General features: G+C 33.7%; 19 protein-coding genes, 3 tRNA genes and 1 pseudogene. 14 read left to right on the forward strand and 9 right to left on the reverse strand.

The window, feature by feature from the left end:
- Positions 1–506: 506 nt before the first annotated feature.
- The 3 genes from J3D55_RS07630 to J3D55_RS07640 all read right to left on the reverse strand — a co-directional run bounded on the left by J3D55_RS07630 (position 507) and on the right by J3D55_RS07640 (position 912).
- A tRNA-Arg gene (locus J3D55_RS07630) sits at positions 507–580 on the reverse strand.
- A gap of 154 nt (positions 581–734) precedes the next feature.
- Positions 735–809, reverse strand: a tRNA-Pro gene (locus J3D55_RS07635).
- Positions 810–827: 18 nt separating this feature from the next.
- A tRNA-Ser gene (locus J3D55_RS07640) sits at positions 828–912 on the reverse strand.
- 136 nt (positions 913–1,048) lie between these two features.
- Between J3D55_RS07640 and J3D55_RS07645 the strand changes: the two genes are divergently transcribed.
- The 4 genes from J3D55_RS07645 to J3D55_RS07660 all read left to right on the forward strand — a co-directional run bounded on the left by J3D55_RS07645 (position 1,049) and on the right by J3D55_RS07660 (position 5,573).
- Positions 1,049–2,077 carry an N-acetylmuramoyl-L-alanine amidase gene (locus tag J3D55_RS07645; protein WP_259130061.1) on the forward strand — a complete coding sequence of 343 codons (1,029 nt, stop codon included), beginning with the start codon at positions 1,049–1,051 and terminating at the stop codon, positions 2,075–2,077.
- Between the two features lie 72 nt (positions 2,078–2,149).
- Positions 2,150–3,550 (forward strand): aspartate ammonia-lyase, encoded by a 1,401-nt coding sequence (aspA, locus tag J3D55_RS07650; RefSeq protein ID WP_259130062.1) that lies wholly within the window; start codon positions 2,150–2,152, stop codon positions 3,548–3,550.
- Between the two features lie 88 nt (positions 3,551–3,638).
- On the forward strand, positions 3,639–4,493 hold the full coding sequence (locus tag J3D55_RS07655) for a glycosyltransferase family 2 protein (RefSeq protein ID WP_259130086.1): 855 nt from the start codon (positions 3,639–3,641) through the stop codon (positions 4,491–4,493).
- A 33-nt stretch (positions 4,494–4,526) separates the two neighbouring features.
- A complete protein-coding gene (locus tag J3D55_RS07660) occupies positions 4,527–5,573 on the forward strand; it encodes a hypothetical protein (protein ID WP_259130089.1) in 1,047 nt (348 codons plus the stop codon).
- A gap of 251 nt (positions 5,574–5,824) precedes the next feature.
- On the opposite strand, the pseudogene J3D55_RS07665 reads toward J3D55_RS07660, so the two are convergent.
- From J3D55_RS07665 to J3D55_RS07675, 3 genes and pseudogenes are all read right to left on the reverse strand, one after another.
- A pseudogene (locus J3D55_RS07665) lies at positions 5,825–7,325 on the reverse strand (lipopolysaccharide biosynthesis protein).
- A gap of 10 nt (positions 7,326–7,335) precedes the next feature.
- Positions 7,336–8,127, reverse strand: a complete 792-nt coding sequence (locus J3D55_RS07670; RefSeq protein ID WP_259130091.1) for an FkbM family methyltransferase — start codon at positions 8,125–8,127, stop codon at positions 7,336–7,338.
- Positions 8,128–8,279: 152 nt separating this feature from the next.
- Positions 8,280–8,945 (reverse strand): DUF2461 domain-containing protein, encoded by a 666-nt coding sequence (locus J3D55_RS07675; RefSeq protein ID WP_259130093.1) that lies wholly within the window; start codon positions 8,943–8,945, stop codon positions 8,280–8,282.
- A 275-nt stretch (positions 8,946–9,220) separates the two neighbouring features.
- Here J3D55_RS07675 and J3D55_RS07680 point away from each other — a divergent pair, with 275 nt between their 5' ends.
- The 7 genes from J3D55_RS07680 (at position 9,221) to J3D55_RS07710 (ending at position 16,709) form a co-directional block, all read left to right on the forward strand.
- Complete coding sequence (locus J3D55_RS07680; protein WP_259130094.1) at positions 9,221–10,936, forward strand: DEAD/DEAH box helicase; 1,716 nt, start codon at positions 9,221–9,223, stop codon at positions 10,934–10,936.
- 149 nt (positions 10,937–11,085) lie between these two features.
- Positions 11,086–11,724 (forward strand): DUF47 domain-containing protein, encoded by a 639-nt coding sequence (locus J3D55_RS07685; RefSeq protein WP_259130095.1) that lies wholly within the window; start codon positions 11,086–11,088, stop codon positions 11,722–11,724.
- A gap of 20 nt (positions 11,725–11,744) precedes the next feature.
- A complete protein-coding gene (locus tag J3D55_RS07690; protein ID WP_259130098.1) occupies positions 11,745–12,887 on the forward strand; it encodes an inorganic phosphate transporter in 1,143 nt (380 codons plus the stop codon).
- Positions 12,888–13,408: 521 nt separating this feature from the next.
- Entirely contained in the window at positions 13,409–14,380 is a 972-nt protein-coding gene (locus J3D55_RS07695; protein WP_259130100.1) for a polyprenyl synthetase family protein, read from the forward strand.
- A 76-nt stretch (positions 14,381–14,456) separates the two neighbouring features.
- Positions 14,457–15,416, forward strand: a complete 960-nt coding sequence (locus J3D55_RS07700) for a GSCFA domain-containing protein (protein WP_259130102.1) — start codon at positions 14,457–14,459, stop codon at positions 15,414–15,416.
- Complete coding sequence (locus J3D55_RS07705; protein WP_259130104.1) at positions 15,409–15,936, forward strand: DUF4269 domain-containing protein; 528 nt, start codon at positions 15,409–15,411, stop codon at positions 15,934–15,936. Before J3D55_RS07700 ends, J3D55_RS07705 begins: the two co-directional genes overlap by 8 nt.
- A gap of 5 nt (positions 15,937–15,941) precedes the next feature.
- Positions 15,942–16,709: a TatD family hydrolase gene (locus tag J3D55_RS07710; protein WP_259130106.1), complete on the forward strand. Its 768-nt coding sequence runs from the start codon at positions 15,942–15,944 to the stop codon at positions 16,707–16,709.
- 34 nt (positions 16,710–16,743) lie between these two features.
- On the opposite strand, the gene J3D55_RS07715 is transcribed toward J3D55_RS07710, so the two are convergent.
- Together J3D55_RS07715 and J3D55_RS07720 are read right to left on the reverse strand one after the other, a co-directional pair.
- Entirely contained in the window at positions 16,744–18,045 is a 1,302-nt protein-coding gene (locus J3D55_RS07715; protein ID WP_259130108.1) for a DEAD/DEAH box helicase, read from the reverse strand.
- Positions 18,046–18,131: 86 nt separating this feature from the next.
- Entirely contained in the window at positions 18,132–18,560 is a 429-nt protein-coding gene (locus J3D55_RS07720; protein WP_259130110.1) for a DUF6438 domain-containing protein, read from the reverse strand.
- Between the two features lie 199 nt (positions 18,561–18,759).
- Here J3D55_RS07720 and J3D55_RS07725 point away from each other — a divergent pair, with 199 nt between their 5' ends.
- From J3D55_RS07725 to J3D55_RS07735, 3 genes are all read left to right on the forward strand, one after another.
- A complete protein-coding gene (locus J3D55_RS07725; protein ID WP_259130111.1) occupies positions 18,760–19,491 on the forward strand; it encodes a class I SAM-dependent methyltransferase in 732 nt (243 codons plus the stop codon).
- 429 nt (positions 19,492–19,920) lie between these two features.
- Positions 19,921–21,057, forward strand: coding sequence for an autotransporter outer membrane beta-barrel domain-containing protein (locus tag J3D55_RS07730; protein ID WP_259130114.1), 1,137 nt, complete (start codon positions 19,921–19,923; stop codon positions 21,055–21,057).
- A gap of 22 nt (positions 21,058–21,079) precedes the next feature.
- On the forward strand, positions 21,080–22,771 hold the full coding sequence (locus J3D55_RS07735; protein WP_259130116.1) for a T9SS type A sorting domain-containing protein: 1,692 nt from the start codon (positions 21,080–21,082) through the stop codon (positions 22,769–22,771).
- Positions 22,772–22,850: 79 nt separating this feature from the next.
- Here J3D55_RS07735 and J3D55_RS07740 read toward each other — a convergent pair whose 3' ends face one another.
- Positions 22,851–23,510: a porin family protein gene (locus J3D55_RS07740; RefSeq protein WP_259130118.1), complete on the reverse strand. Its 660-nt coding sequence runs from the start codon at positions 23,508–23,510 to the stop codon at positions 22,851–22,853.

Here is a 23,510-nt window from a genome sequence, read left to right on the forward strand (position 1 = left end):
ATTTTATTAAGTTTTAAAAAACAGGTGATTATTTTGTCTGTTATATCAAAACTTATTAAAACAAAATAATATTATAATCAGAAATTTGCTAACTTAAATCGTTAATAAATGTTAGCAAAAGATAATTTTTTTTATATAAATGATTAATATTATGAAAAATAAAGTATTGAAAATCAGTATTTAATGAATTAAAAGCTATTAGAGTTATGCTTATAATGATCTTTGTTAGATTTTCTATTAATTTGTTAGATATCAATGTGTAAAAAGGAAGTAATTACATAATTATTAATCTTAACAAGAATTTTAAATGAATCTATATTGTAATTATGAAATTTTTTGACAAATAAAATCGTAATTTTTAGGTATTCTTATTCAAATCTATAAATCAGATAAATGAATTATTTTGATAAAAGTTGCTTTCTAAAACAAAAGTTTTGGATTTTCAGAAAATGAAATAATTAAATATATAAAACAAAAAAAACTCACAAGAAATTGTGAGTTTTAAGTGAGCGCGTCAGGATTCGAACCTGAGACCGTCTGCTTAGAAGGCAGATGCTCTATCCAGCTGAGCTACGCACCCATTTGTAATTTTTAAGAAATTACTAAAAACTTTTAAGAGATCGTTTCAGCCTTGACCGTTCCGAAAATCGGAATGCTCTATCCAGCTGAGCTACGAACCCATTAAAGGTTTTTTTTGATTCCCGCTTAGTTATTAAAATAATAAAGCTTTTGTGTCGGGGCGGCAGGATTCGAACCTGCGACCTCCTGGTCCCAAACCAGGCGCGATGACCGGACTACGCTACGCCCCGAAAAGATATATAGAAAAGCGGAGGGTAAGGGATTCGAACCCTTGCGACACTTTCGCGTCGACAGTTTAGCAAACTGCTCCATTAACCACTCTGGCAACCCTCCTGTTTATCTTATTTTTTAATGATCGTTGTTCCGTTATTGCGAGTGCAAATATAGAACAGATTTCTTTATTTACCAAATATTTTTCAAGAAAAATTTGTGTATTTTTGAGGTTATAACTGATAAAAAAAACAAACAAATGCGTAAGACATTATATATCATCGGATTAAGCGTTTTTGTTTTTTCTTGTACTTCACAACAGAATGCGAAAAAAAAACAATACATCCCCAGAACTCCCGTGGTACAGCCAAAAACAGCAGTAAAGACACCGGGTTCTGAAAAGCCAAAACCTCAAATAACTACCGAACACGGAGTAGAGTTTTTTACCACCAATATATCAGATCTCACAAAGAATGATAATAGTGTGAGTTATGGTTCTATAGTTTCTGCAAAACCGGTAGGGTATAAAGTGGTAAAAACATATTTTCCTGCAATTGCACAAAATTTCAGACAGAGATATTTAATCTTACATTATACCGCATTGCCGGATGATAAATCGATTACGGTTTTGACACAGCAGGGAGTAAGCGCTCATTATTTAGTAAACAATACAGGAGATAATGAAATTTATCAATTGGTTGACGAAAATAAACGTGCTTATCATGCAGGAGTAAGTTCTTGGAGATCAGATAAAAATCTTAATGATAATTCAATAGGAATTGAGATTGTAAATGCAGGTTTCACAGCTGATGCGGAAGGAAAAAGAACTTTTATGGCTTTTGATGATGCTCAGGTGAAAAAAGTGGCTGCTTTGGTAAAAGATATTGCAACGAGGTATAATATTCCGGCGACGAATATTTTGGCACATTCGGATATTGCGCCGACCAGAAAACAAGATCCGGGACCTTTATTTCCTTGGAAAAAACTGTACGACGAATATCAAATCGGGATGTGGTATGACGAAGCAATGAAACAAAACTTTTATGATTTCGAGACTTCTACAGATTTTCAGATTAAATACAACGATCCAGCATTTATATCCAATGTTCAGACGCAATTGCAAAAATTCGGGTACGGATTGGATATGAGCGGAAAATGGGACGATGCCACAAAGACAACAATAGAAGCTTTCCAGTATCACTTCCGTCCACAAAATTATGACGGAATCATGGATGCGGAAACATTCTCAATATTGCAGGCTTTACTGCAAAAATATCCGGTAAAATAAATGAACAAAAGCGCATCGGCTTCGGTGCGTTTTTGCTTATATTTAGAGCTTTAAAATACTTAAAAAACCTGTATGGAAAATTTCAGAAAAGAGAGTGATTTATTGGGTGAATTAGACGTTCCGGTAAATGCTTATTATGGAGTACAGACGCAGAGAGCGATCAACAATTTCAAAATTTCGGGACAACTTTTATCTTCGTATCCCGAATTCATCAAAGGCTTGGCTTTCGTAAAAAAAGCTGCTGCAAAAACCAATTACGAATTGGGTTTACTTGATGAAAATTTATACTTTAAAATCGCTGAAGTTTGTGATGAATTAGTTAATGGCGAACTTCACGAGCAGTTTCCGGTGGATATGATTCAGGGAGGAGCGGGAACTTCGATCAATATGAATGCGAATGAGGTAATTGCCAACAGAGTTTTAGAAAAATTAGGTAAAAATAAAGGGGAATACGAATTCTGTTCGCCAAACGATCATATCAACCTTTCTCAATCTACAAATGATGCTTATCCTACGGCAATTAAAATGGGATTGCTTCAGATGAACGACGCTCTGGTTGAAAAACTTGAGAAAATCGTTGGTGCTTTTAGGGCAAAAGGAGAGGAGTTTCAGGATGTAATCAAAATGGGACGAACGCAGCTTCAGGACGCGGTTCCTATGACGATGGGACAGGAGTTTGAAGCATTTGCAGCCACTTTGGAAGAAGATATTTCTAAATTAAATAACAACGCCAATCTTTTCGTAGAAGTAAATATGGGCGCAACCGCCATCGGAACGGGAATCAATGCTCCGGTTGGATATGCGACATTGTGTGCGAAAAATTTGGCTCAATTAACAGGTTTTCCTGTAATTTCTGCACCGAATTTGGTTGAAGCAACACCGGATACAGGTTCTTACGTCATTTATTCTTCAGCAATGAAGCGTCTTGCCGTAAAATTATCGAAAATTTGTAATGATTTACGATTACTTTCTTCAGGACCAAGAGCCGGACTTTCCGAAATAAATTTGCCACCAATGCAGCCGGGATCGTCAATTATGCCGGGAAAAGTGAATCCTGTAATTCCGGAAGTGGTGAATCAGGTTTGTTTTAAAGTGTTCGGAAATGATTTGACAGTGACTTTCGCTGCAGAAGCCGGACAATTACAGTTAAACGTAATGGAACCTGTACTTTCTCATGCCATTATGGAAAATATTCACTTCCTGGGTAATGCGCTGGACACGCTTCGTGAAAAATGTATTGTCGGAATCACGGCGAACAGAGACGTTTGTTTAAACATGGTAAAACACAGCATCGGAATTGTAACAGCTCTGAACCCATATATTGGTTACAAACAATCAACGGCAATTGCAAAAGAAGCGTTGGAAACAGGGAAAAGTGTTTATAATTTAGTATTGGAAAAAGAGCTTCTTTCTCAGGAAAGATTAGACGAAATTCTTGATCCTAAAAACATGCTCAAACCCCATAACAAATAAAATAAACGATAAGTGATAATCTGTAGGTTAAAATTTTAACCTGCAGATTATCATTCATCATTCATCATTCATCATTTATAATTAAAAAGTGAGGTTTTTAATCATAATTCCTGCACATAACGAGGAAAATAATCTTTCATTCACTCTGGATTCTTTACAACAGCAAAGTTATAAGGATTTCAAAGTTGTGGTTGTCAACGACGGATCGACGGATAAAACTCCCGAAGTCATCAAAAAATATACAGATAACGATTCACGGTTTGAAACTGTTAATCTTGAAAAATCGGCGCATCAACCGGGTTCAAAAGTAGTTAATGCTTTTAAAAATGGCTTAAACACTCAAAATATTAATGAGTTTGAAATCATTTGTAAGTTCGATGCAGATATTATTTTGTCTGAAAATTATCTGAAAACCATTGAAGAATCTTTTCAAAATAACCCCAATTATGGCTTAATTGGCGGGCTTTTATATGTTGAAAAAGAAGGGAATTGGGTGTATGAAGGAAATTCTAATAAACATCACGTTCGAGGTCCGATGAAAGCATACCGGAAGGAAAGTTTTCTTGAAATGGGCGGTTTGCGCGAAACATTGGGTTGGGATAATATCGATTCTATTCTGCTTGAAAATTTGGGCTGGAAAGAAATTGTACTCCCTGAATTACACGTAAAATTACTCAAAGTAAAAGGCGCAGATTATACGATAAAACCTGCAGATTATTACGGGAGATACTTTTATTTTTTAGGGTTAAACAGATTTTTAGCCTACATCGCATCTTCAAAAGAAGCTATGAAAAGCAAATCGGTTTCTTTTTTCTTTAAAATTATTACATCTTACGAAAAATGCCGTTCTCAAAAATTAGAATTAAAAATATCAAAAGACGAACAGAAAATCATTAACGATAAACGCTGGAAAGCCTTTAAGAAAAAGTGGTTTCCCATTTGATTTCGGAGTTTTATATTTGCTAAAAATTATCAGTTGAAGAAAATTGCCTACATCGAAATAGATAATCATCATGCGGAAGTTGCGTTGTCTTTTATGGATATAATGGACGATTCGCAAGAGTTTTCCGTGGATTATTATTTCTCTGAAAAAATCAAAAGTCAGGTGGCGAGAGGAGAGTCGGTCTTTATTTGCGACAGCTCAATGATTTTGGATCACTTGAAAACGAAGAAGTATGACCTGATTATTATCGGGACTGTTCATCGCTATTTTAATACTTTTCAGGCAATTACGGAGAAATATAATACAGCGGTTATTGTTCATAATCTTAATTTCATCCATACTTCAAAATGGGATCTGATTAAAAATATCTTCAAAGGAGATGTTATTTACAGACTAAAATTGTGGTGGAAAGAAGGTTTATTTTATTCGCCAAAAGTGTATCAGAAAGCGAAAAATATTTTGGTTTTGGATGAAGGATTTGCTTCTGGTAAATTGAAGTTTTTGCCTGTTTTTTATACTAAAAACTACAAAAAAGAATCAAATAACGGTTCAATTATCGTTATTCCGGGTGGAGTTTCTCAACAAAGAAGAGATTATAATCATGTTTTTAAAATCATTGAAAGTTTAAAAACTGACGAAAAATTTACATTTGTATTTCTTGGAAGAGCAAAAGGTAACGAACTGGAACATTTGGAAAAATTATCTAAAAATTTACCTCAAAATATCAGTATTAAATATTTTCCGGAAAGAGTTTCAGCAACCGATTTTGAATTCTGGATGGAAAAAGCCGACATTTTGTGGTGTCCGATTCAGCAGGAAATAGATTTTTTTAGCCAAAAAGAAATTTATGGTAAAACAAAAATGACGGGAAACTTAGGCGACGCCATTAAGTTTGGGAAATTAGCCGTTTTCCCTGAAAATTATTCGTCCGTATTGGAGTTTATTGTTCCTGAACAAAAAAATATCATTGAGCAATTTAAACAGCTTAAAAACAGTGATTTTGACTTCCAGGAAAAGTATAACAAAAAATCGGTTCAGAAAAATCTGGAAAACGTTTTAAATAACCTCATTTCAAAATAAGAAAATCTCAAATATCTTTTAAACGCTAGGATCGCGAAGCTTTTTTAATTAAACTTGAAAATATTTTCGTTCGCAAGGGCGTTTCACTCAGCTAAAATCGCAATCAGCCTTTGCTGAACAGAGTGCCTTTGCGACCGGAAAAATAAAATGAGTTATGAATAGAACTTTGTGGACGTTGCGTTTAAAATAAAATATATCAACAAAATATTTCAGCCAATCTTATCTCAAACTCATGTTAAACAGCTTGATTTCTACTTAAATTTAAAAATACTTTTAATAAAATTTTTGTTCAGATAATCTTCAAGCGGGAAGACTTTGGTGAAATAATTCCCAATAAAAATCAAGATCAGAAACTACGGCAGGTTTGTACATTAAATTGATGAAATTATTGTCGAAATTCGGTAAAACAATCGCTACAGTAATCGCTAAAGTACAGATTATGGAAACGAAAATCATCTCAATACTTAAAGGCGAAACCTTGAACATAAAGTAATTGAAAGCAATTTTAATCACGTTGTAGGTTGTAAGAGAAATCGCGGTGGATAAAGCAATTCCGATCAGTTTTAAGTCTGTATTTTTTAGGAAATAAAAATTTAAACTAATTGTTAGTCCTGCCAATAAAAGCATCACTATAATATTGAATTTGTAATACTTTGAAAGCGAAATGATGTTTCCGTTGAATCCGGTTGCCAAATCTACCAAAACAGCTGATCCCCAAATCCATATCACAGGTTCATATTCTCTCAGCATAACTCCGCTTTTCGGCATAAAATAAGTCAGATAAGGAAATCCGACCATGATGCAGGAAAACAAAACAGCTCCCAGAAAATAGAGCGTCAATGAGGTTTTTTTGTGGAATTTATCTAATCCTTCCATATCACCATCAGCAAGATTTTTACTGATAATCGGTGCAGAAATATTGAATAAACCCAATTGCGGAATAGAAATTAAAGAAATCAATGCATACAATATAGAATAGATTCCGTTTTCTTCCATTCCCAGAAATTCCCCAATCATGAAACTATTGATCGCGAGATAATTACCGAAAGTTCCTAGAAAGCCAAAAAAACTGTAAGCCGCAAATTCTTTATAAAGTTTATCTTTTTTAAAATAGTCTGTACTGAAATCCAGTGTAATCTTTTCCAGTTTATTGGTGTAGAAAATATATCCGACAAACATTAGGAAAAACATCCCAAAGAAAAACATCAATGCTGCTTTTTCGGGTATTGGTGAGGCTTCTGTGTAGTGTGAAACCAGAAATATGAAGATCAGAAAAGCGCCTAGGTTAGCGATTTTCGGGAAGAGATTATCGAAAATATTTGAAACAACAATTCTTTTGTAATTTGAAATATATTTATTGAAAATAGCACAGAATGAAAGCATTAAAGTAAGAGGAAGGATAACTTCTTTGATTTTCCAGGCTTTCATATTTTTGAATCCCGGAAAAATATAGGGAAGCAGGAAAAAAACAGCCAAAAACAAAATAAAATTGATAAGAACGGCAGCCAATGAAAGCGAAAGCATATTTTGCCTTTTCCCATCTTGATCTACTCGATTAAAAAATTTTACATTAGAATAAGAAATCCCGAAAACTACGAAGGGCACGAGCATTTCGGCAGTGGGCATGATGTATCTTAATGTTCCGTAAAACTCAAGATTATTTGTGAAAATAAAAATCGAAAAGGTGCCCAATAAAAAGCCAATATAGCCAATGATAGAGTATTTGAATCCTTGCCTTGCTACTACGCTCATGACTTTTTTATTAGTTTTTTGGAATAAAAATAACGTTGTTAATGTATTCCGTTTTATTTTTTTCGTCGTTTGTATTTTTTAATAGTATTTCTTCCGTTAATTTTTCAAGCTCGAAATTGTGTCTGTTTAAATATTTTGCGTCGTATCCCCAAGATTCAACTTCAGAAATTTCTTTCCAGATGGGTGTTTCATGGTGTCTCTGTTCCATTTCGACCATCAAAGTCGGTGCGAATTGTTTGATGATTTGTTTTGCTCCCTGCAATGTTTTCATTTCGTTTCCTTCAACATCTATCTTGATGAAATCCAGCTTGTTAAAATGTTCAATTGCAGCCCAATCGTCGAGTTTTATTACTTTTACCTTTTCTGTATAGCTTTTTTCCTCGCCATTTTCTTTGAAATCGGTGTTAAGTGTTCCTCTCGATGCCACTATTTTTCCGTTGATCACAGGAACTTTGAATTCTGCAGTTGTATTCTCATCAGAAAGCGCCAAAGGAAGAACTGTCATGGTAGGAAAAAGCCTTTTCAGACGTCTGTACAATTTTTTGTTGGGTTCAAAAGCATAAATATTTTCATGATTCAGCCGATTTTGAAGTTGGTATAAAAAAGTTCCTACATTTGCACCAATATCCAGAATAACAGCATTTTTAGGCAAAAAATCTTTAATCCAGACCAATTCAGGTTCTACATTTCTTGCAGAGAAATTATCTTTATTAAGGTTATTTAAGCTCTTAAAATATCTTTTTTTATAAAAACCTGGGGTGATATATTGTAGCTTTTCGGCGATTTTTTGGTACAGCGACATTCTTACTTTTTTGACAAGAAGCAAATATAAGCAAAAATGTTAAACTCATGTTAAATTTAACTAATTCTAATGGTTTGATTATCAATCAGAAATGTAAAATTAATTTTTCGGTGAAATATTTATTTATGTCCTTTGTTTAGGGATTTATGGGTTTAAATAAACGGTGCATTCAGAAAGTCGTTCAAAGGTTTCATTAATTTGAAAATTTTTGTCAGATTTTTCACCGCATTTTTATCCAGAATTTCTTCGTCTTTCAGGTAATAAATGACGATGAAATTTTTCAGTTTTAAATATTCTCCCATCGGATCTTCTTTTTCAAACCCTTGCGGAATTTTTTTAAGCTTATCATCCTGATCAAGCTCCGGAAAGTGTTTCTTGAAATCTTTATGATTTAAAATTGTAAGAAAATCTTCTCCATACAACGAAATCTCTTTTCTTAATTCTTTTAAAACAGAAGATTCAGGCATGTAAATTCCTCCTGCGATGAACGATTTTCCGGGTTCCATATGAAGATAATAACCGCCTTTCTGGCTTCCTTTTCCCATTCCCAGCGATGCTCCGAAATTGGTTTTGTATGGGATTTTGTCTTTTGAAAATCTCGTGTCGCGATAAATTCTGAACAATGATTTTTTAGCATCAATTTTTCTTAATTCTTCATCAAATTCAGACATTTCGATAAGCAAATCTCCAAGAAACGCAACTATATTTTCCTGAGAATCGGTATAAAGGCTTTTGTTTTCGTTGAACCATTCGCGGTTGTTGTTCGTGGTTAGCTTTTTTAGAAAATCAAAAACTTTCGGAGAAACAGTTGCAGACATATTTTTATTTTAAATCAAATTTAAATAATTCTGCTTACAAATCAAATTGCGGTTGTTTTTTTGACAATTCATAATTTTAAGTATTAAAACTGCAAAATTTGATAAATGAGATTGTTTTTGAACAATCATTAAATTAAAAATAAAAAAATTACGTTTTTTCTGTTGAAATTTGAAAATGATTATGGTTTTACAAAATAAAATTATTATATCCGTAATATTATATAAAACGAAATCCAAATATTTGTTGTATCTTTGCAAAAATTTTAAAATATTTAATGAATTTATTTACGGAGACCAATTTAAGTCCTGACATCCTTAAGGCCATTGGCGAACTGGGTTACGAAAGCCCGACAGAAATCCAAAAACAGACTATCCCTTTCATTCTTACAGATATTCGCGACTTGATCGCACTTGCGCAGACGGGGACAGGCAAAACAGCAGCGTTTTCGCTTCCGATTTTGGATATGATTGACGCAACGAGTCGCAAAATCCAATTTTTGGTGCTTTGCCCGACTCGAGAATTATGTCTTCAGATTACAAAAGACATTAAAAACTATTCTAAGTACATGAGAGACATCAAAACTACAGCAGTTTATGGTGGAAGCAGTATTATGGATCAAATGAGGTCTCTTAAGGACAAACCGCAAATCATTGTGGGAACTCCGGGTAGAGTGATCGACCTTATTAACAGAAAAGCTCTGGACTTTTCAGAAATTCGATGGTTGGTTTTGGATGAAGCAGATGAGATGCTTTCAATGGGTTTCAAAGACGAATTGGAAACAATTTTAAGTGAAACTCCTGAAACAAAACAAACTTTCTTATTCTCGGCAACGATGAGTAAAGAAGTGGAGAGAATTACGAAAAACTACCTGACAAAACCGCACAGAATTTCTGTAGGTTCTATTAACGAGGTTAAGAAGAACATTAAGCATGAATATTATGTGGCAGGTTACCGTCATAAAAAAGAAGCGCTTAAGAGATTAATTGATTCCAACCCGAATCAGTATTCTATTATCTTCTGTAGAACAAGAATGGAAACTCAGGAAGTTGCCGATTTCTTGATGCAGAATGGGTATGCAGCAGATGCTCTTCACGGTGATTTGTCTCAGGCTCAGAGAGATACGGTAATGAAGAAATTCAGACTGAAAAACATCGATATCCTTGTAGCGACAGACGTTGCAGCAAGAGGACTGGATGTGGATTCTTTGACGCACGTTGTACATTACTCTTTACCTGATGATCCGGAAGTATTCGTTCACAGAAGTGGAAGAACGGGTAGAGCAGGAAAAGACGGTATTTCTATTTCTTTAATTAAACCTGAAGAAAGCAGAAAACTAAAACAAATAAAATCTGTTACCAAAATTGAGATCAACGAAGCGAGAATTCCTACGGGAGAAGATATCGTGAAAGCTCAGGTTGGTGGTGTTTTTGAAAGTTTATTCGAAGTACATCAAGACTTCTTTGAATTTGATGATTCATTAATTCCAGATTTATCTGCCTTTACAAAAGAAGAATTGGTACACAAGCTACTTCAGTTCCAGCTTAAAGATCTTGCGTTGTTCTACAAAGACAAACAAGACCTTGTAGACATGAAACTAAGCAGCCGTGACGATGACAGAGGCGGTAGAGATCGTGACAGAGGTAGAGACCGTGATGGTAGAGGAAGAGACCGCGAGAGAGGAGAGAGAAACGAAAGAAGCGGAGACAGAAGAGAGCGTAGTGCAAAACCAAGAAGAAAGAACGAAGATATGGTAAGATTCTTCTTCAATCTTGGTAAAAAAGATCAATTGAAAAAACTTGATGTTTTGGATATTATCAACAAAGCTACCTCAAACAGTAAAAGCAAAAAAAGAGCAGAAATTGGAGATATTGAAATTTTAGAGAAGTTTTCTTTCTTTGAGATCGAGAAATCATTCAAAGGAGATCTTTTGAGCAACATTTCTACAATGAAATTCAGAGGAAAAGATATGAGAGCTGAAGAAGCTAACTAAACTCATTATCAAGTATATAAGCCGGCTTTTAAGCCGGCTTTTTTATTTTAAAAGCATAGGTTAATTCAATGTTAACAAAACTTAACGTCATATGCTTTTTGGTAAGGCTCTTTTTTAAGAAATTTGCACGAAATTATAAAAACTTAAAAATGGGAATTGGTAATATTTTCCACGCTTTTCAACCCAAAGATAAAATCTTCTTTGTACTTTTCGAAAAAGTAACTGAAAACCTTGTAGCAATGTCTGAGGAATTCAACCACGGGATTAAAGATTTCGATCTTAACGACGATTCCATGTTGAAAAAGATGAGCGATTACGAACATAAAAATGATGAGCTTACGCATGAGATTTTCATTGAACTGGGTAAGAATTTCATTACTCCTTTCGACAGGGAAGACATCCACACGCTTGCAACAGGATTAGACGATATCGCAGATTATATCTACGCTTCTACAAAATATATCTTCTTATACAAGTCGCCTGAAATGAAGGCATACTCAGATTTCTCTTTATTGATCCACAAAGCATGTCTTGAAATTCAGAATGCTATGAAAAACCTTAAAGGTTTCAAAAACATGGAGCAGGTAAAAGAAGCTTGTATCAAAGTAAACTCAATTGAAAATATCGCAGACGATTTGCTTTCAAATTCAATGGTAGAATTGTTCGAAACAAACGATGCAATCAACATTATCAAAATTTCATCTGTACTTAATTATCTTGAAATAGTAACTGACAAAGCAGAAGATGTTGCCAATACGATTGAGAACATCATGATTAAATACGCTTAATTAATAATTATAATTAACAAATGGAATTTCCGATTTTACTTATAGTTATTATTGCGCTGGCTTTGATTTTTGATTACATTAATGGTTTTCATGATGCAGCCAACTCAATTGCGACTATTGTTTCTACAAAAGTTTTAACTCCATTCCAGGCTGTACTTTGGGCAGCACTTTGGAACTTTGCGGCTTTCTTTATCGCTGCTTACATTATTGGAGAATTCAAAATTGGTAATACAATTGCCAAAACAGTTAATGAGAATTTTATCACCCTAGAAGTTATATTTTCAGGTCTTATTGCGGCAATCGCTTGGAACCTTTTAACATGGTGGTTTGGGATTCCTTCTTCTTCTTCACATACATTAATTGGTGGTTTCCTTGGAGCAGCATTAATGCACGCTTTTATGACAGATTATCATGATGTTGTTGCAACTCAGCCGAATTTGGGTCTTTGGGACACATTTAAAGCTGCAGCCAGTCAGGTTAGTCATCAAAGTGTTGTGAAATTTGATAAAGTAATTCCTATCTTCTTATTCATTTTCATGGCACCGATTATAGGAATGATTATTTCGATTATTATTACCTTAATAATTGTTCACCTTTATAAAAAATCAAACCCTCATAAAGCTGATAAATCTTTCAAAAGATTGCAGTTGGGTTCTTCAGCTTTGTTCAGTTTAGGACACGGTTTGAATGATGCACAGAAAGTAATGGGTATTATTGGAGCTGCAATGATCTATTATCACGTTCAGATGCTTCACGATCCTGAATATTTAAATATTCCTGCTGCGGGGAGGTTTGACCACTTTGCACAGCATTATATCTGGGTTCCTTTGGTTTCCTTTATTGCTATTGCATTGGGAACAATGAGCGGTGGTTGGAAGATCATCAAGACAATGGGTACTAAAATCACGAAAGTGACTTCATTAGAAGGAGTAAGTGCTGAAACTGCAGGTGCAATTACCTTGTTCATCACAGATCACTTTGGTATTCCTGTTTCTACGACACACACGATTACAGGTTCTATCATTGGGGTTGGTTTAACGAAAAGAATTTCTGCCGTACGATGGGGAATTACCGTAAGTCTTCTTTGGGCTTGGGTTCTTACCATTCCTATTTCAGCAATTGTTGCAGGACTTACTTATCTTGCAGTAATGTTTCTAACTTAAAAATAGAAATTTAAATTTATCATATAAACTTTGCTCGCTTGGGCAAAGTTTTTTTTTGTTTTATAAGATTGGTAAAATTTGAAGCTATTTCCTGCTTTCCGCACTCGCTATTTTTTTGGGTTTCGGTGCGGCGGCAAAGCCACCGCACCGAAACCCAAAAAAATGAGCTCAAACAAATGCTTCAATCAGGGCTAAAATTGTAGTCTCCTGTTTAAACATTTGAAAAATATCTACAACGTTTGTCATCCCGTAGGGATCTAGGCGAGAATCTTTCCAAAACTTTTCTAATACTAAACTTAGATCCCTACGGGATGACAAATGTTATGGGAATAAATTAACAATAAAAGAAAAGCTTAAACAATCGAACTAAATAAAAAACTTTAATATTTAAGTAGATTTAAAGTAAATAGTTACAAATATCACAAACATAAAATTTTGAATCCTCACTTCATAAAAACGGTGAGGATTTTTGTTTTATAAAGCCTCGAAAAATCGTATTTTTGCTTAAACTATTAGAATTTATGGAATTTTTAGACAAGTACCAACAGATTGTTGCTGATGCCATTACCAAATATACTTTTAAAGATAAACCTGAGGAACTGTATGAGCCGATGAACTACATCATTTCTCACGGTGGAAAACGCCTTCGTCCGATCATGGTTTTAATGGCTTGTGACTTGTTTGGAGGTGATTTAAAAGAAGCAATCAAGCCTGCTTTGGCGATCGAGTTTTTCCATAATTTTACGCTGATTCATGATGATATTATGGATGAAGCGCCTTTGAGAAGAAACAAACCTACCATCCATACTTTACACGGGATCAACGTGGGAATTCTTTCCGGAGACGGATTGATGTTAAAGGCTTACAAGTTTTTCGAAGATCTTGAACCTGAGACTTTTAAAGCTTGTATCAGAATTTTCACGCACACAGGATTGCTTTTATGCGAAGGTCAGCAATATGACATCAATTTTGAAACTCAGAAAGATGTAACTTTTGATGATTATATCAGAATGATTACTTACAAAACAGGGGTTTTAAGCGCTTCTTCATTTGAGATTGGAGCATTGATCGCAAAAGCAAATTTTAAAGATGCAAAAGCGATTTTCAATTTTGGAAAACATATCGGAATTGCCTTCCAGATTATGGATGATTATTTGGACGTATTCGGAGATCAGGCGCAATTTGGTAAGAAACATGCAGGAGATATTTACGAAAATAAAAAAACAGTTCTTTACTTAATGGCGAGAGAACATGCGACAGATGAAGAAAGAAAAGAGCTTGATTACTGGTATTCTAAAAAGACCGACAACATCGATAAAGTCTACGGAGTTGAGAAGATTTTCAGAAGAACAAAAGTAGACGAAAAAGCCTTGCGTTTAATTGAAAAACACAACGAAATCGGACAAAGCTACCTTCAGAAAATAGATATTCCGGAAGATAAGAAAAAGCCGTTTGCAGAGCTTGCCAATTATTTATTGAGAAGAGAAAGCTAATCAGATTGTAGCTATAAAGTCGCAGGTCGCAGCGTTGTTACCTGCAACCTTACAACTGCAGCCTCATACCTATATAATGAAATTCAGGACAGAAGTTGCCATAAAAGAATCGCAGAAGAAGATTGAAGTTGAGGATAAAATATTTTCAATAGGTTCTTGTTTTGCTTCCGAAATGTCGGATCTGTTTCAGCAGGGGCAATTGCAAAGTATTCATAACCCTTTTGGAACGATTTTTAACCCTTTTTCTATCAATAATTCCATTAAAAGGCTTCATGATGCCGAGTTTTATCATGAAGAGGAATTAATTACTTTTAATGACGAATTTATTTCTCTGGATCATCACACAAGCTTTGATACACGATACATTCATCAGACTTTAAATAAAATCAATTCGAAGTTGGAAGAAGGAAACTCTTTTCTTCAAAATTCAAATTGGATTATTGTAACATACGGAACGTCATTTATTTATGAGTTCGTTCCCAAGCAAAAACTGGTTGCCAATTGTCACAAAATTCCGCAAAAATTCTTCGAAAAAAGATTGTTGACGCATCAGGAACTTACAGATTCTATTTACAATACGATTTTAAATTTGGATGATATTTGTAAGGATGATGTTCAGATTTTGTTTACGGTTTCTCCGGTTCGTCATACAAAAGACGGAATGATTGAAAATCAGCTAAGTAAGTCGAAATTAATCACGGCAATTCATGAAATTATTCCTCAGTTTGAAAACTGTCACTATCTTCCAATTTATGAGATTTTAATGGACGATTTGCGGGATTATCGTTTTTATAAAGAAGATATGATTCATCCTAATAATCAGGCGGTTAATTATATTTTTGATCAATTCGGAACTGCTTATTTTTCTGAAGAAACGAAAGGTTTTATTAAAGAAAATTTTAAAATTAATAAGGCTTTAGAACATAGAACGGATGACGAAAAAGATCCGAAATACATTGAGTTTAAAGAAAAATTAAACGAGAAAATCGAAGCTCAGCGACAAAAAGTAAAACATAAAATATTTTTAAATGATTGATTTTACTACCATCGATTATTTGAAGAACGGAAATGAAAAACAGAAAAGAGCCTTTCAAGTTCTTACCAAACATGGTTTATTTGAAAAACTGAAATATTATTCACCAATTTTAGCCGGAACAATTCCGATTGAAATTGATATTGAAGGAAGCGATCTGGATATAATTTGTGAGGTTGATCTTAGATTTGAGGAAGATTTTTTGGATGATTTAATGTTCAGTAAATTTATTCCTCATGATGCAGAAGTTAAAGTTGAATATCCAATTTTAAACGGTGAAAATTGTATTACATTAAATTTTATTCTGGAAGAATTTCCCATCGAAATTTTTGGACAAAATAATCCGACAACCGAACAAAACGCTTATCGTCACATGATTGCCGAGTACAAAATAGTACAGGAAAAAGGAGAAGATTTTAAGCAAAAAATAATAGAATTAAAGAAGAAAGGGATAAAAACAGAACCTGCATTCGGAATATTGCTGGGTTTGGAAAATCCTTATGAAGATCTGTTAAAATTTTAAGAAAAATGATTGACACACATACACATTTATACGCAGAAGAATTTGATGAAGATAGAAAAGAAGCCATTCAGAGAGCTTTAGATAAAGGAATTACAGAATTTTATCTTCCTGCCATCGATTCAGAATCTCACGAAAAAATGCTTCAGTTGGAGGCAGAATATCCCGATCAGATTTTCTCAATGATGGGTTTGCATCCTTGTTATGTAAAGCCTGAAAATTGGGAAAATGAACTGGAAATCGTGAAAAATTACCTTGATCAAAGAGCTTTTCCGGCAATCGGAGAAATCGGAATTGATCTGTATTGGGATAAAACGACTTTGGATATTCAGGTGAAAGCTTTTGAGCAGCAAATCGATTGGGCGATTGAAAAAGACTTGCCGATTGTAATTCATACAAGAGAAAGTTTTGATGAAACTTTTGAAGTACTGGAAAGAAAAAAACATCCGAAATTACGCGGAATTTTCCATTGTTTTTCTGGGAATCTCGAACAGGCAAAACATGCGATCGATCTGAATTTTTTGTTGGGAATTGGTGGAGTAGTGACGTTTAAAAACGGGAAAATCGATCAGTTTTTAAATGAAATCCCATTAGAAAAAATCGTTTTGGAAACAGATTCTCCTTATTTAGCACCGGTTCCGTACAGAGGAAAGAGAAATGAAAGTTCTTACCTTGATTTGGTCTTAGGAAAACTGGTTGATATTTACGGAAAAGATTTTGCGGAAATCGACAAGATTACTACTGAAAATGCAAAGAAAGTGTTTGTTCAAATTTAAAATATAAAAGCCTTCCGATTTGGAAGGCTTATTTTTATTTCTTTCTGGTGAAATTCTTATTCTTAGGCTTTTTTAAACCAGCTGATGACGTTGAACCGGCAGGTTTTTTATTGTTGCTGTTCTGCGGTCTGGAGTTTGACGATTGAGGTCTTCCACCGCCTGAGTGAGAAGGTTTGTTATTAGAATCTCTTTTCTGAACAACCAGATTGTCTGTATGGAAAGGGTGATTTTTTTCCACAGGAATTTTCATTCCGATCAGTTTCTCCGTGTTTTTCAGATTTAATAGATCTAATCCGTCAACAAAAGAAATTGAATTTCCTTCTGCTCCCGCTCTTCCCGTTCTTCCGATTCTGTGAACATAGGTTTCAGAAACGTCGGAAAGCTCAAAATTAACGACATATTTCAATTCGTCGATATCAATTCCTCTCGCAGCAATATCTGTCGCCACAAGAACCCTTGTTTTCCCCGATTTAAAGTTACTCAAGGCATTCTGACGAGCATTCTGAGATTTATTCCCGTGAATCGCCTCTGTTGAGATGCTGCTTGACTGTAGTTTTCTGGCAATTTTGTCAGCTCCGTGTTTCGTTCTTGCAAAAACTAATACAGAATCTGAAATATCATTTTTTAAAATATGGGTAAGAAGATCCAGTTTATCGTCTCTTTCTACAAAATATACCGATTGGTTGATCGTTTCTGCAGTAGATGAAACGGGTGTAACTTCCACTTTCACCGGATTATTCAGAATAGAATCTGCCAATTTCTGAATTTCAGAAGGCATTGTTGCTGAGAAAAACAGAGTTTGTCTTCTTGGTGGCAAAAGTTTGATGACTCTTTTCACATCATGTACAAATCCCATATCAAGCATTCTGTCAGCTTCATCAAGAACGAAAATTTCAAGATTTTTCAGGCTGATGATTCCCTGAGCAATAAAGTCTAGAAGTCTTCCGGGAGTTGCCACCAAAATATCAACACCTTTTTTCAAAGCTGCTTCTTGGTTACCTTGTTTTACACCTCCGAAAATTACCAAATGTTTTAATGGCAAAAATTTTCCGTACGCTTTAATATTTTCCTCGATTTGAATCGCCAATTCTCTTGTAGGCGTTAATATTAAGGCTCTTATATTTTTATTTGAAGGTTTGTTCTTAGAAAGATTCTGTAGAATAGGAATAGCAAATGCTGCCGTTTTTCCTGTTCCTGTCTGTGCACATCCCAGAAAATCTCTACCGTTAATAATATCCGGAATTGATCTTTCTTGAATGGGAGTTGGGTTTGTATATCCTTGTTCCTGAATTGCCTTTGCAATAGGGTCGATTAAGTTTAAATCTGTGAAATTCAAATTGAATTGTTTTTTAATTAACTAAAAATTCCTTCAAAAGGAAGGAATTATATTTTGCAAAGGTAGTCTAAATATTTTTAAATAGATTATTTCACTTTCGTCCATTGTTGGTTCGTTCTCAGATCCTCAAAAAACTTGTAGGCTGCAGCTAATTTTTCAGTTCCTTTTTTACCGTAATCTTCTACATGCTTTGAAGTTCCGTCCGCAAAATTGATTCTTAAATGTGAAGTCGGAAGATCGGTAACATTTCTTTCACCGTATTTTTCGTTCAGATTTTTCACGTCTAAACCGTCCAATAAAGCAACTAATTTATTGTAATCTTCTTCTTTAATTGTTCCCTTAAAAGTTCCTTCACGAGGCTTGTCGAATTCTCCTTTTGAAAATCCTTTCGAGAAATTAAAATGTTCTGCTTCAAGTACAGCTGTTCTGTCCGGATTGATTGTAATTTTGAAAATAGGGCAAGATCCGAAACAAGCTCCTGCTTCATATTCAATTGTAGAGTATTTTGAATTCATTTTTTGAGAGTTGCATGAAAACAAAAAGACAAATGCACAAAGGGCTAATAAATATTTCATAGTTTAAAATTTCGTTTGGAGTCACTCAAGAATTGTTCCAAAAATAGAGGCAAAAAAGAATTAAACAAAAATTTAATATTCGGAAAAAGTATTTCGGAGAAATTTTTGTTATTTTGAGGATTGTAATTTACTATTTACTATGTACAATTTCCTAAAGTCGGTTGCTAAGAATATTATTCCTCAAAAAGCTCTTGTCAATAATGAAGAAAAATTTAGAAGATTTTTAATTCCTTTTTATAAGGGCAAAAACCATGAATGTAATGTTTGTGGGACAAAGCTTAAGAATTTTGCTCAACTGAACAATGGAGATCTTATCTGTCCCATCTGCGGAAGCATTTCGAGAGCGAGAAGACTGTATCAGCTTCTTACAGAAGAGTTTTTCAAGCCGGGAATTGCCGTTCTGGATTTTTCACCTTTCAGAATTTTATATAAAAAATGGAAAAAGAAAAATGACATCCAATATTTTGCCACAGATTTTGGAAATGACTTTATAGCAGATTATCGTTACGATATTACAAATATTGACTGTAAAGATGAAACTTTTGATCTTATTATCTGTTACCATATTTTAGAACATATCATTGATGATAGAAAAGCAATGTCTGAATTGATAAGGGTTCTTAAAAAAGATGGAAAAGTTCTGATTCAGACTCCTTTTAAAGAAGGTGAAATTTATGAGGACTATTCTATTGTGACTGATGAAGAGCGATTAAAACATTTTGGGCAGGAAGATCATGTAAGAATTTATTCAGTCGAAGGTTTGGAAAATAGATTACGAGAAGCCGGTTTTCAGGTGGAAGTAAGAACTTTTGAAGGAGATAAATATTGTGGATTTGCACAAAATGAAAAAGTTTTGGTTTGTATGAAATAATTTATTTCATCTTTTTCCAATCGTGAGTTATCTTACATAAAATTTCAAACGATAACTCTTGATAGATCTTAAGCTTGGATTTTCATGGATTAATAGTATAATCAGCCTGACTTTCCAAATAAATTGAATTAAGACTTCTTCAACAATATGACTTTTCGGATTTAAAATATTTTGAATCTGTTTTCTGAGAATTGCGCGAAAAATAGTAATTCAAGTTAGAAAGATGTAAAAACGTTATAAATATTTCACAATTTAAAATTTGTGATGTTCTTCGGTCTTCGATCAAACAAAATTAAGTAATAAGTTAATTCAGATATATAAAAGTTATCTCTTGCATAGGAAAAATATAACAAAAAGCTGTAATTACATAAAATTGCTCTACTTATCCAAGTTTATATTTGTTCGAATCAAAAAAATAACTTTTTAATCATGAAAAAAACTATCATCTTAATTGGTGCTGTAATAGGGTTTACAGCAAACGCTCAATGGAATCTTACCGGAAATGCAGGTACAAATCCACCAACTAATTTTTTAGGAACTCTTGACAATCAACCATTAGTTTTTAAAACAAATAATGTGGAGAAGATGAGAATTAATCCTGATGGAAGATTCATATTCTTAAATCTTTCTTCAACAGGTCAGGTTTGGGATAAAAATCTATTCTTCGCTGGTGGAGTGAATAATGCGACAAGTATTCTTAATACTGTTTTTGGAATCGGAGCTTTTACTCAAAATACGACAGGAGCAGGTAATACTGCGATCGGAAGTAATGTAATGTCAATATTATCAAGTGGAGATGGTAATACGGCTCTTGGCTCAGGGGCGATGACTTCGGCGCAATCAGGTTCACATAATGTGGCGATAGGAGCAAATGCATTAGAATCTTTTCTTTCCGGTACCGGAAATACTGTTGTAGGATCTCATGCAATGGCTTACGGATCGACAGGTACCAATAATACAGCTGTAGGTCTTAGTGTTTTACGATATTTAAAAACAGGAAATGCAAACATATCTGTAGGTGGGGAATCTTTCAGAGCATTAGATAACGGTTCAAATAATATTAATTTAGGTTATTCCAATGCAAAAAATATTATATCGGGAAATAATAATGTTTTTATAGGAACCAATATCAATCCTTATTCGGCAACACCAGAAAGTGAACTAAACATAGGCAACTGGATCATAGGCAACAACGGAACCATTGGAATTGGTCAATTTACCAATCAGCTTCCTGCAGACGGAATTGCAGCAGACGGTGAAAAGTACAAACTTTTTGTGAAAGACGGTATCAAAACCGAAAAAGTAAAAGTAGATATTGCTGCAAGTAACGGTTGGGCAGATTATGTTTTTGAAAAAGATTATAAATTGATGCCATTGAATAAAGTAGAAAAATTCATCAATGAAAATGGTCATCTTCCTGAAGTTCCTACAACAGAAGAAGCCATCAAAAACGGAATTGAACTAAAGGAAATGAATATCCTTCTTTTGAAGAAAATTGAAGAACTTACACTTTATACCATTGAGCAACAAAAAAGAATAGAAGCTCTTGAGAAAAAAGTAAAATAATTAATTATATAAAATGAATAATATGAAAAAGTTTTATATAACAATTATAATGGCATTATTGCCAATACTTATGTTTTCGCAGGGCGAAAATGATAATTGGTATTTTGGAAATTATGCAGGTGTAAATTTTTCTAACCCTTCTCCTACAGCACTTACAAATAGTCAAATGTATACGGAGGAAGCTTCTGGAGCAGTCAGTGATAGTAATGGAAACCTTTTATTTTATACCAATGGAGAAACTATATGGACAAGGGAGCATCAACCAATGCAAAATGGGACGGGTCTTACGGGGCATACTTATTCAACACAGCAACTGGCAATAGCAAAAAATCCTGCAAATCCTAAACAATATTATGTATTTACTGCTGCACTTACGGAGCCAACCAGTAGCTTTATTGCATACTCAATTGTTGATATGACACAAGGAAATATTGTAAATGGACAGCCACTTGGTAAAGTATTGACTAATTATAAAAATATTCCTATTGTTGATCAGAATGGAAATCAGTTTCAAACAGAGGCTATCACACTCGTTATGCATTCAGATGGTGTTTCTTTTTGGGTTTTAGTTCCAAATGGTAATAATTTATATAGTTACAGAGTTACTGCTGCGGGCTTTAATCCAATTCCGGTTGTTAGTAGTGTAAATATGTTATCAGAGCTTATTCCTACGAGTTATTTTGGAATAAGAGCATCTCCAAAAATTGATAGTGGAAGTGGATTTACAAACTATATTTCAATAAGTTTATGGAGGCCGGCTCCTAATGCCAGTTATTTTTACAGAAATAAAGTGATGTCTTTTAATGATACTACAGGACAAATAACTTCTCATTACTCAATAGATTTTTATACCGAAAAGTCATATATTTCAGAATTTAATAAGGACGGAAAAATATTGTATTTAGGTCAAAATAGAATTTATGCAGTAGATCTTTCGGCCTCCTCCTCATCGGTAGTATATAATCTTATCTATAATGGTTATAATACTGGTAAATCTTTTTGGGGAATTCAGAGGAATAGCAAAAATGAAATTTATATTAGTAGCCCACTTTATGGATATTTAAGTAAAATTACCAATCCTGATACGTATGGTGGGAGCGGGTTGAATTTAGATGAAATTTATCTGCAAGGAAAGACAACTTATTTAGGACTTCCACAACAATTACTGATAACAAACGCAAATACCCCAGAATGTTTTCCAAATAAGATTCTACAAAATGCTGAAACTAATGTTGATTATATACATGCAGTAAGTGACTATATCATAACTTTAGACAACTATTCTACAGATGCAAGTAACAATTCGATCACATTGCAGGCAAATAATTATGTTTTGTTAAAACCAAATACATCTATTAAATTTGGTTCTGATTTCTTAGCTAAAATTGAACCATGTAATAATAGCAAAAATCAAGAAAGAAAAGATATTATCACTCCTACTGAACAAAAGAGAGTTTCCTTAACTTTAGATTTAAGAGAAAAAATAGGTGATGACAATTCAATAAAAATCTATCCGAATCCAACTTCTGATATTTTATATATAAAATCCAATTCGAAAATTAATAGAGTAGAGGTGTTTGATATTTCTGGTAAAAAGATTATTACAATATTAAATGATAATAAAATTGATGTGAAAAACTTTCCGGCAGGATCTTATATTATTAATATAGAAACAAAAGAAGGGAAAATAACTGAGAAATTTATTAAGAAATAAAATAATAGTATTTAAAATTTTTTAATTGTAAAACGAAAGGAGAAACATTATTGCTTCTCCTTTTATTTTTTTTGAATATTTATTTAAACCTATACCCTACACCGGCTTGTAAAAAGCCAATTTTGGTTTCTAAAGCTCCTTTATTAGCTTCAATAAAATTAAAATGGTATCTCGCATCAGCAAAGAAGTGATCTGTAATCTTATATTCTGCACCTAAAAATGGAAATAAATTTAATGTTTTGATATTTTTATAATTTTGAGAATCCCTTGCATTCATTGTCTGGTCTGTATTTTCTTTTTCAGAAACATTAATCCCGAAATTCATACCAATCGATGCCGATAATTTTGGAATAAAATAGTATTTAAGAGAAACAGGAATTTGTATTTGTGTAAATTTGAAATAAGTTTCAATATTTCCTGAAAAAGAATTTAATAAAGGGTCGTCACTTTCAACTTCATACCAATATGATTCTTTTCCACCAAGTTGTGTATAAAGTGCTTCTGCCTGTACGCTCACTTTGGAAGATATAGGTTGTTCTGCAACGATTCCCACATAGAAAGAAGATTTTGAATCTAATTTGGTGTCGAAAAACTTCATATTCGATAAAGAATATCCTCCTTTTACTCCAAAACTCAATTTTGAATCTTTCGAATCTGATTTTACAGGTTTTTGAGTGTCTTGTGCACTTACAATTGTTGAAATTGATAATAACAGAACAAATAAAAAGTTCTTTTTCAT

The organism is Chryseobacterium ginsenosidimutans (genome assembly GCF_024807225.1).
Classification (GTDB): domain Bacteria; phylum Bacteroidota; class Bacteroidia; order Flavobacteriales; family Weeksellaceae; genus Chryseobacterium; species Chryseobacterium ginsenosidimutans.

Bases quoted from the DNA above. Each gene is read 5' to 3' on its own strand.
- J3D55_RS07645 (WP_259130061.1), top strand. From the start codon at position 1,049: ATGCGTAAGACATTATATATCATCGGATTAAGCGTTTTTGTTTTTTCT.
- aspA (WP_259130062.1), top strand. From the start codon at position 2,150: ATGGAAAATTTCAGAAAAGAGAGTGATTTATTGGGTGAATTAGACGTT.
- J3D55_RS07670 (WP_259130091.1), bottom strand. From the start codon at position 8,127: ATGTCGCTGTACCAAAAAATCGCCGAAAAGCTACAATATATCACCCCA.
- J3D55_RS07675 (WP_259130093.1), bottom strand. From the start codon at position 8,945: ATGTCTGCAACTGTTTCTCCGAAAGTTTTTGATTTTCTAAAAAAGCTA.
- J3D55_RS07680 (WP_259130094.1), top strand. From the start codon at position 9,221: ATGAATTTATTTACGGAGACCAATTTAAGTCCTGACATCCTTAAGGCC.
- J3D55_RS07685 (WP_259130095.1), top strand. From the start codon at position 11,086: ATGGGAATTGGTAATATTTTCCACGCTTTTCAACCCAAAGATAAAATC.
- J3D55_RS07690 (WP_259130098.1), top strand. From the start codon at position 11,745: ATGGAATTTCCGATTTTACTTATAGTTATTATTGCGCTGGCTTTGATT.
- J3D55_RS07695 (WP_259130100.1), top strand. From the start codon at position 13,409: ATGGAATTTTTAGACAAGTACCAACAGATTGTTGCTGATGCCATTACC.
- J3D55_RS07700 (WP_259130102.1), top strand. From the start codon at position 14,457: ATGAAATTCAGGACAGAAGTTGCCATAAAAGAATCGCAGAAGAAGATT.
- J3D55_RS07705 (WP_259130104.1), top strand. From the start codon at position 15,409: ATGATTGATTTTACTACCATCGATTATTTGAAGAACGGAAATGAAAAA.
- J3D55_RS07710 (WP_259130106.1), top strand. From the start codon at position 15,942: ATGATTGACACACATACACATTTATACGCAGAAGAATTTGATGAAGAT.
- J3D55_RS07720 (WP_259130110.1), bottom strand. From the start codon at position 18,560: ATGAATTCAAAATACTCTACAATTGAATATGAAGCAGGAGCTTGTTTC.
- J3D55_RS07725 (WP_259130111.1), top strand. From the start codon at position 18,760: ATGTACAATTTCCTAAAGTCGGTTGCTAAGAATATTATTCCTCAAAAA.
- J3D55_RS07730 (WP_259130114.1), top strand. From the start codon at position 19,921: ATGAAAAAAACTATCATCTTAATTGGTGCTGTAATAGGGTTTACAGCA.
- J3D55_RS07735 (WP_259130116.1), top strand. From the start codon at position 21,080: ATGAAAAAGTTTTATATAACAATTATAATGGCATTATTGCCAATACTT.
- J3D55_RS07740 (WP_259130118.1), bottom strand. From the start codon at position 23,510: ATGAAAAAGAACTTTTTATTTGTTCTGTTATTATCAATTTCAACAATT.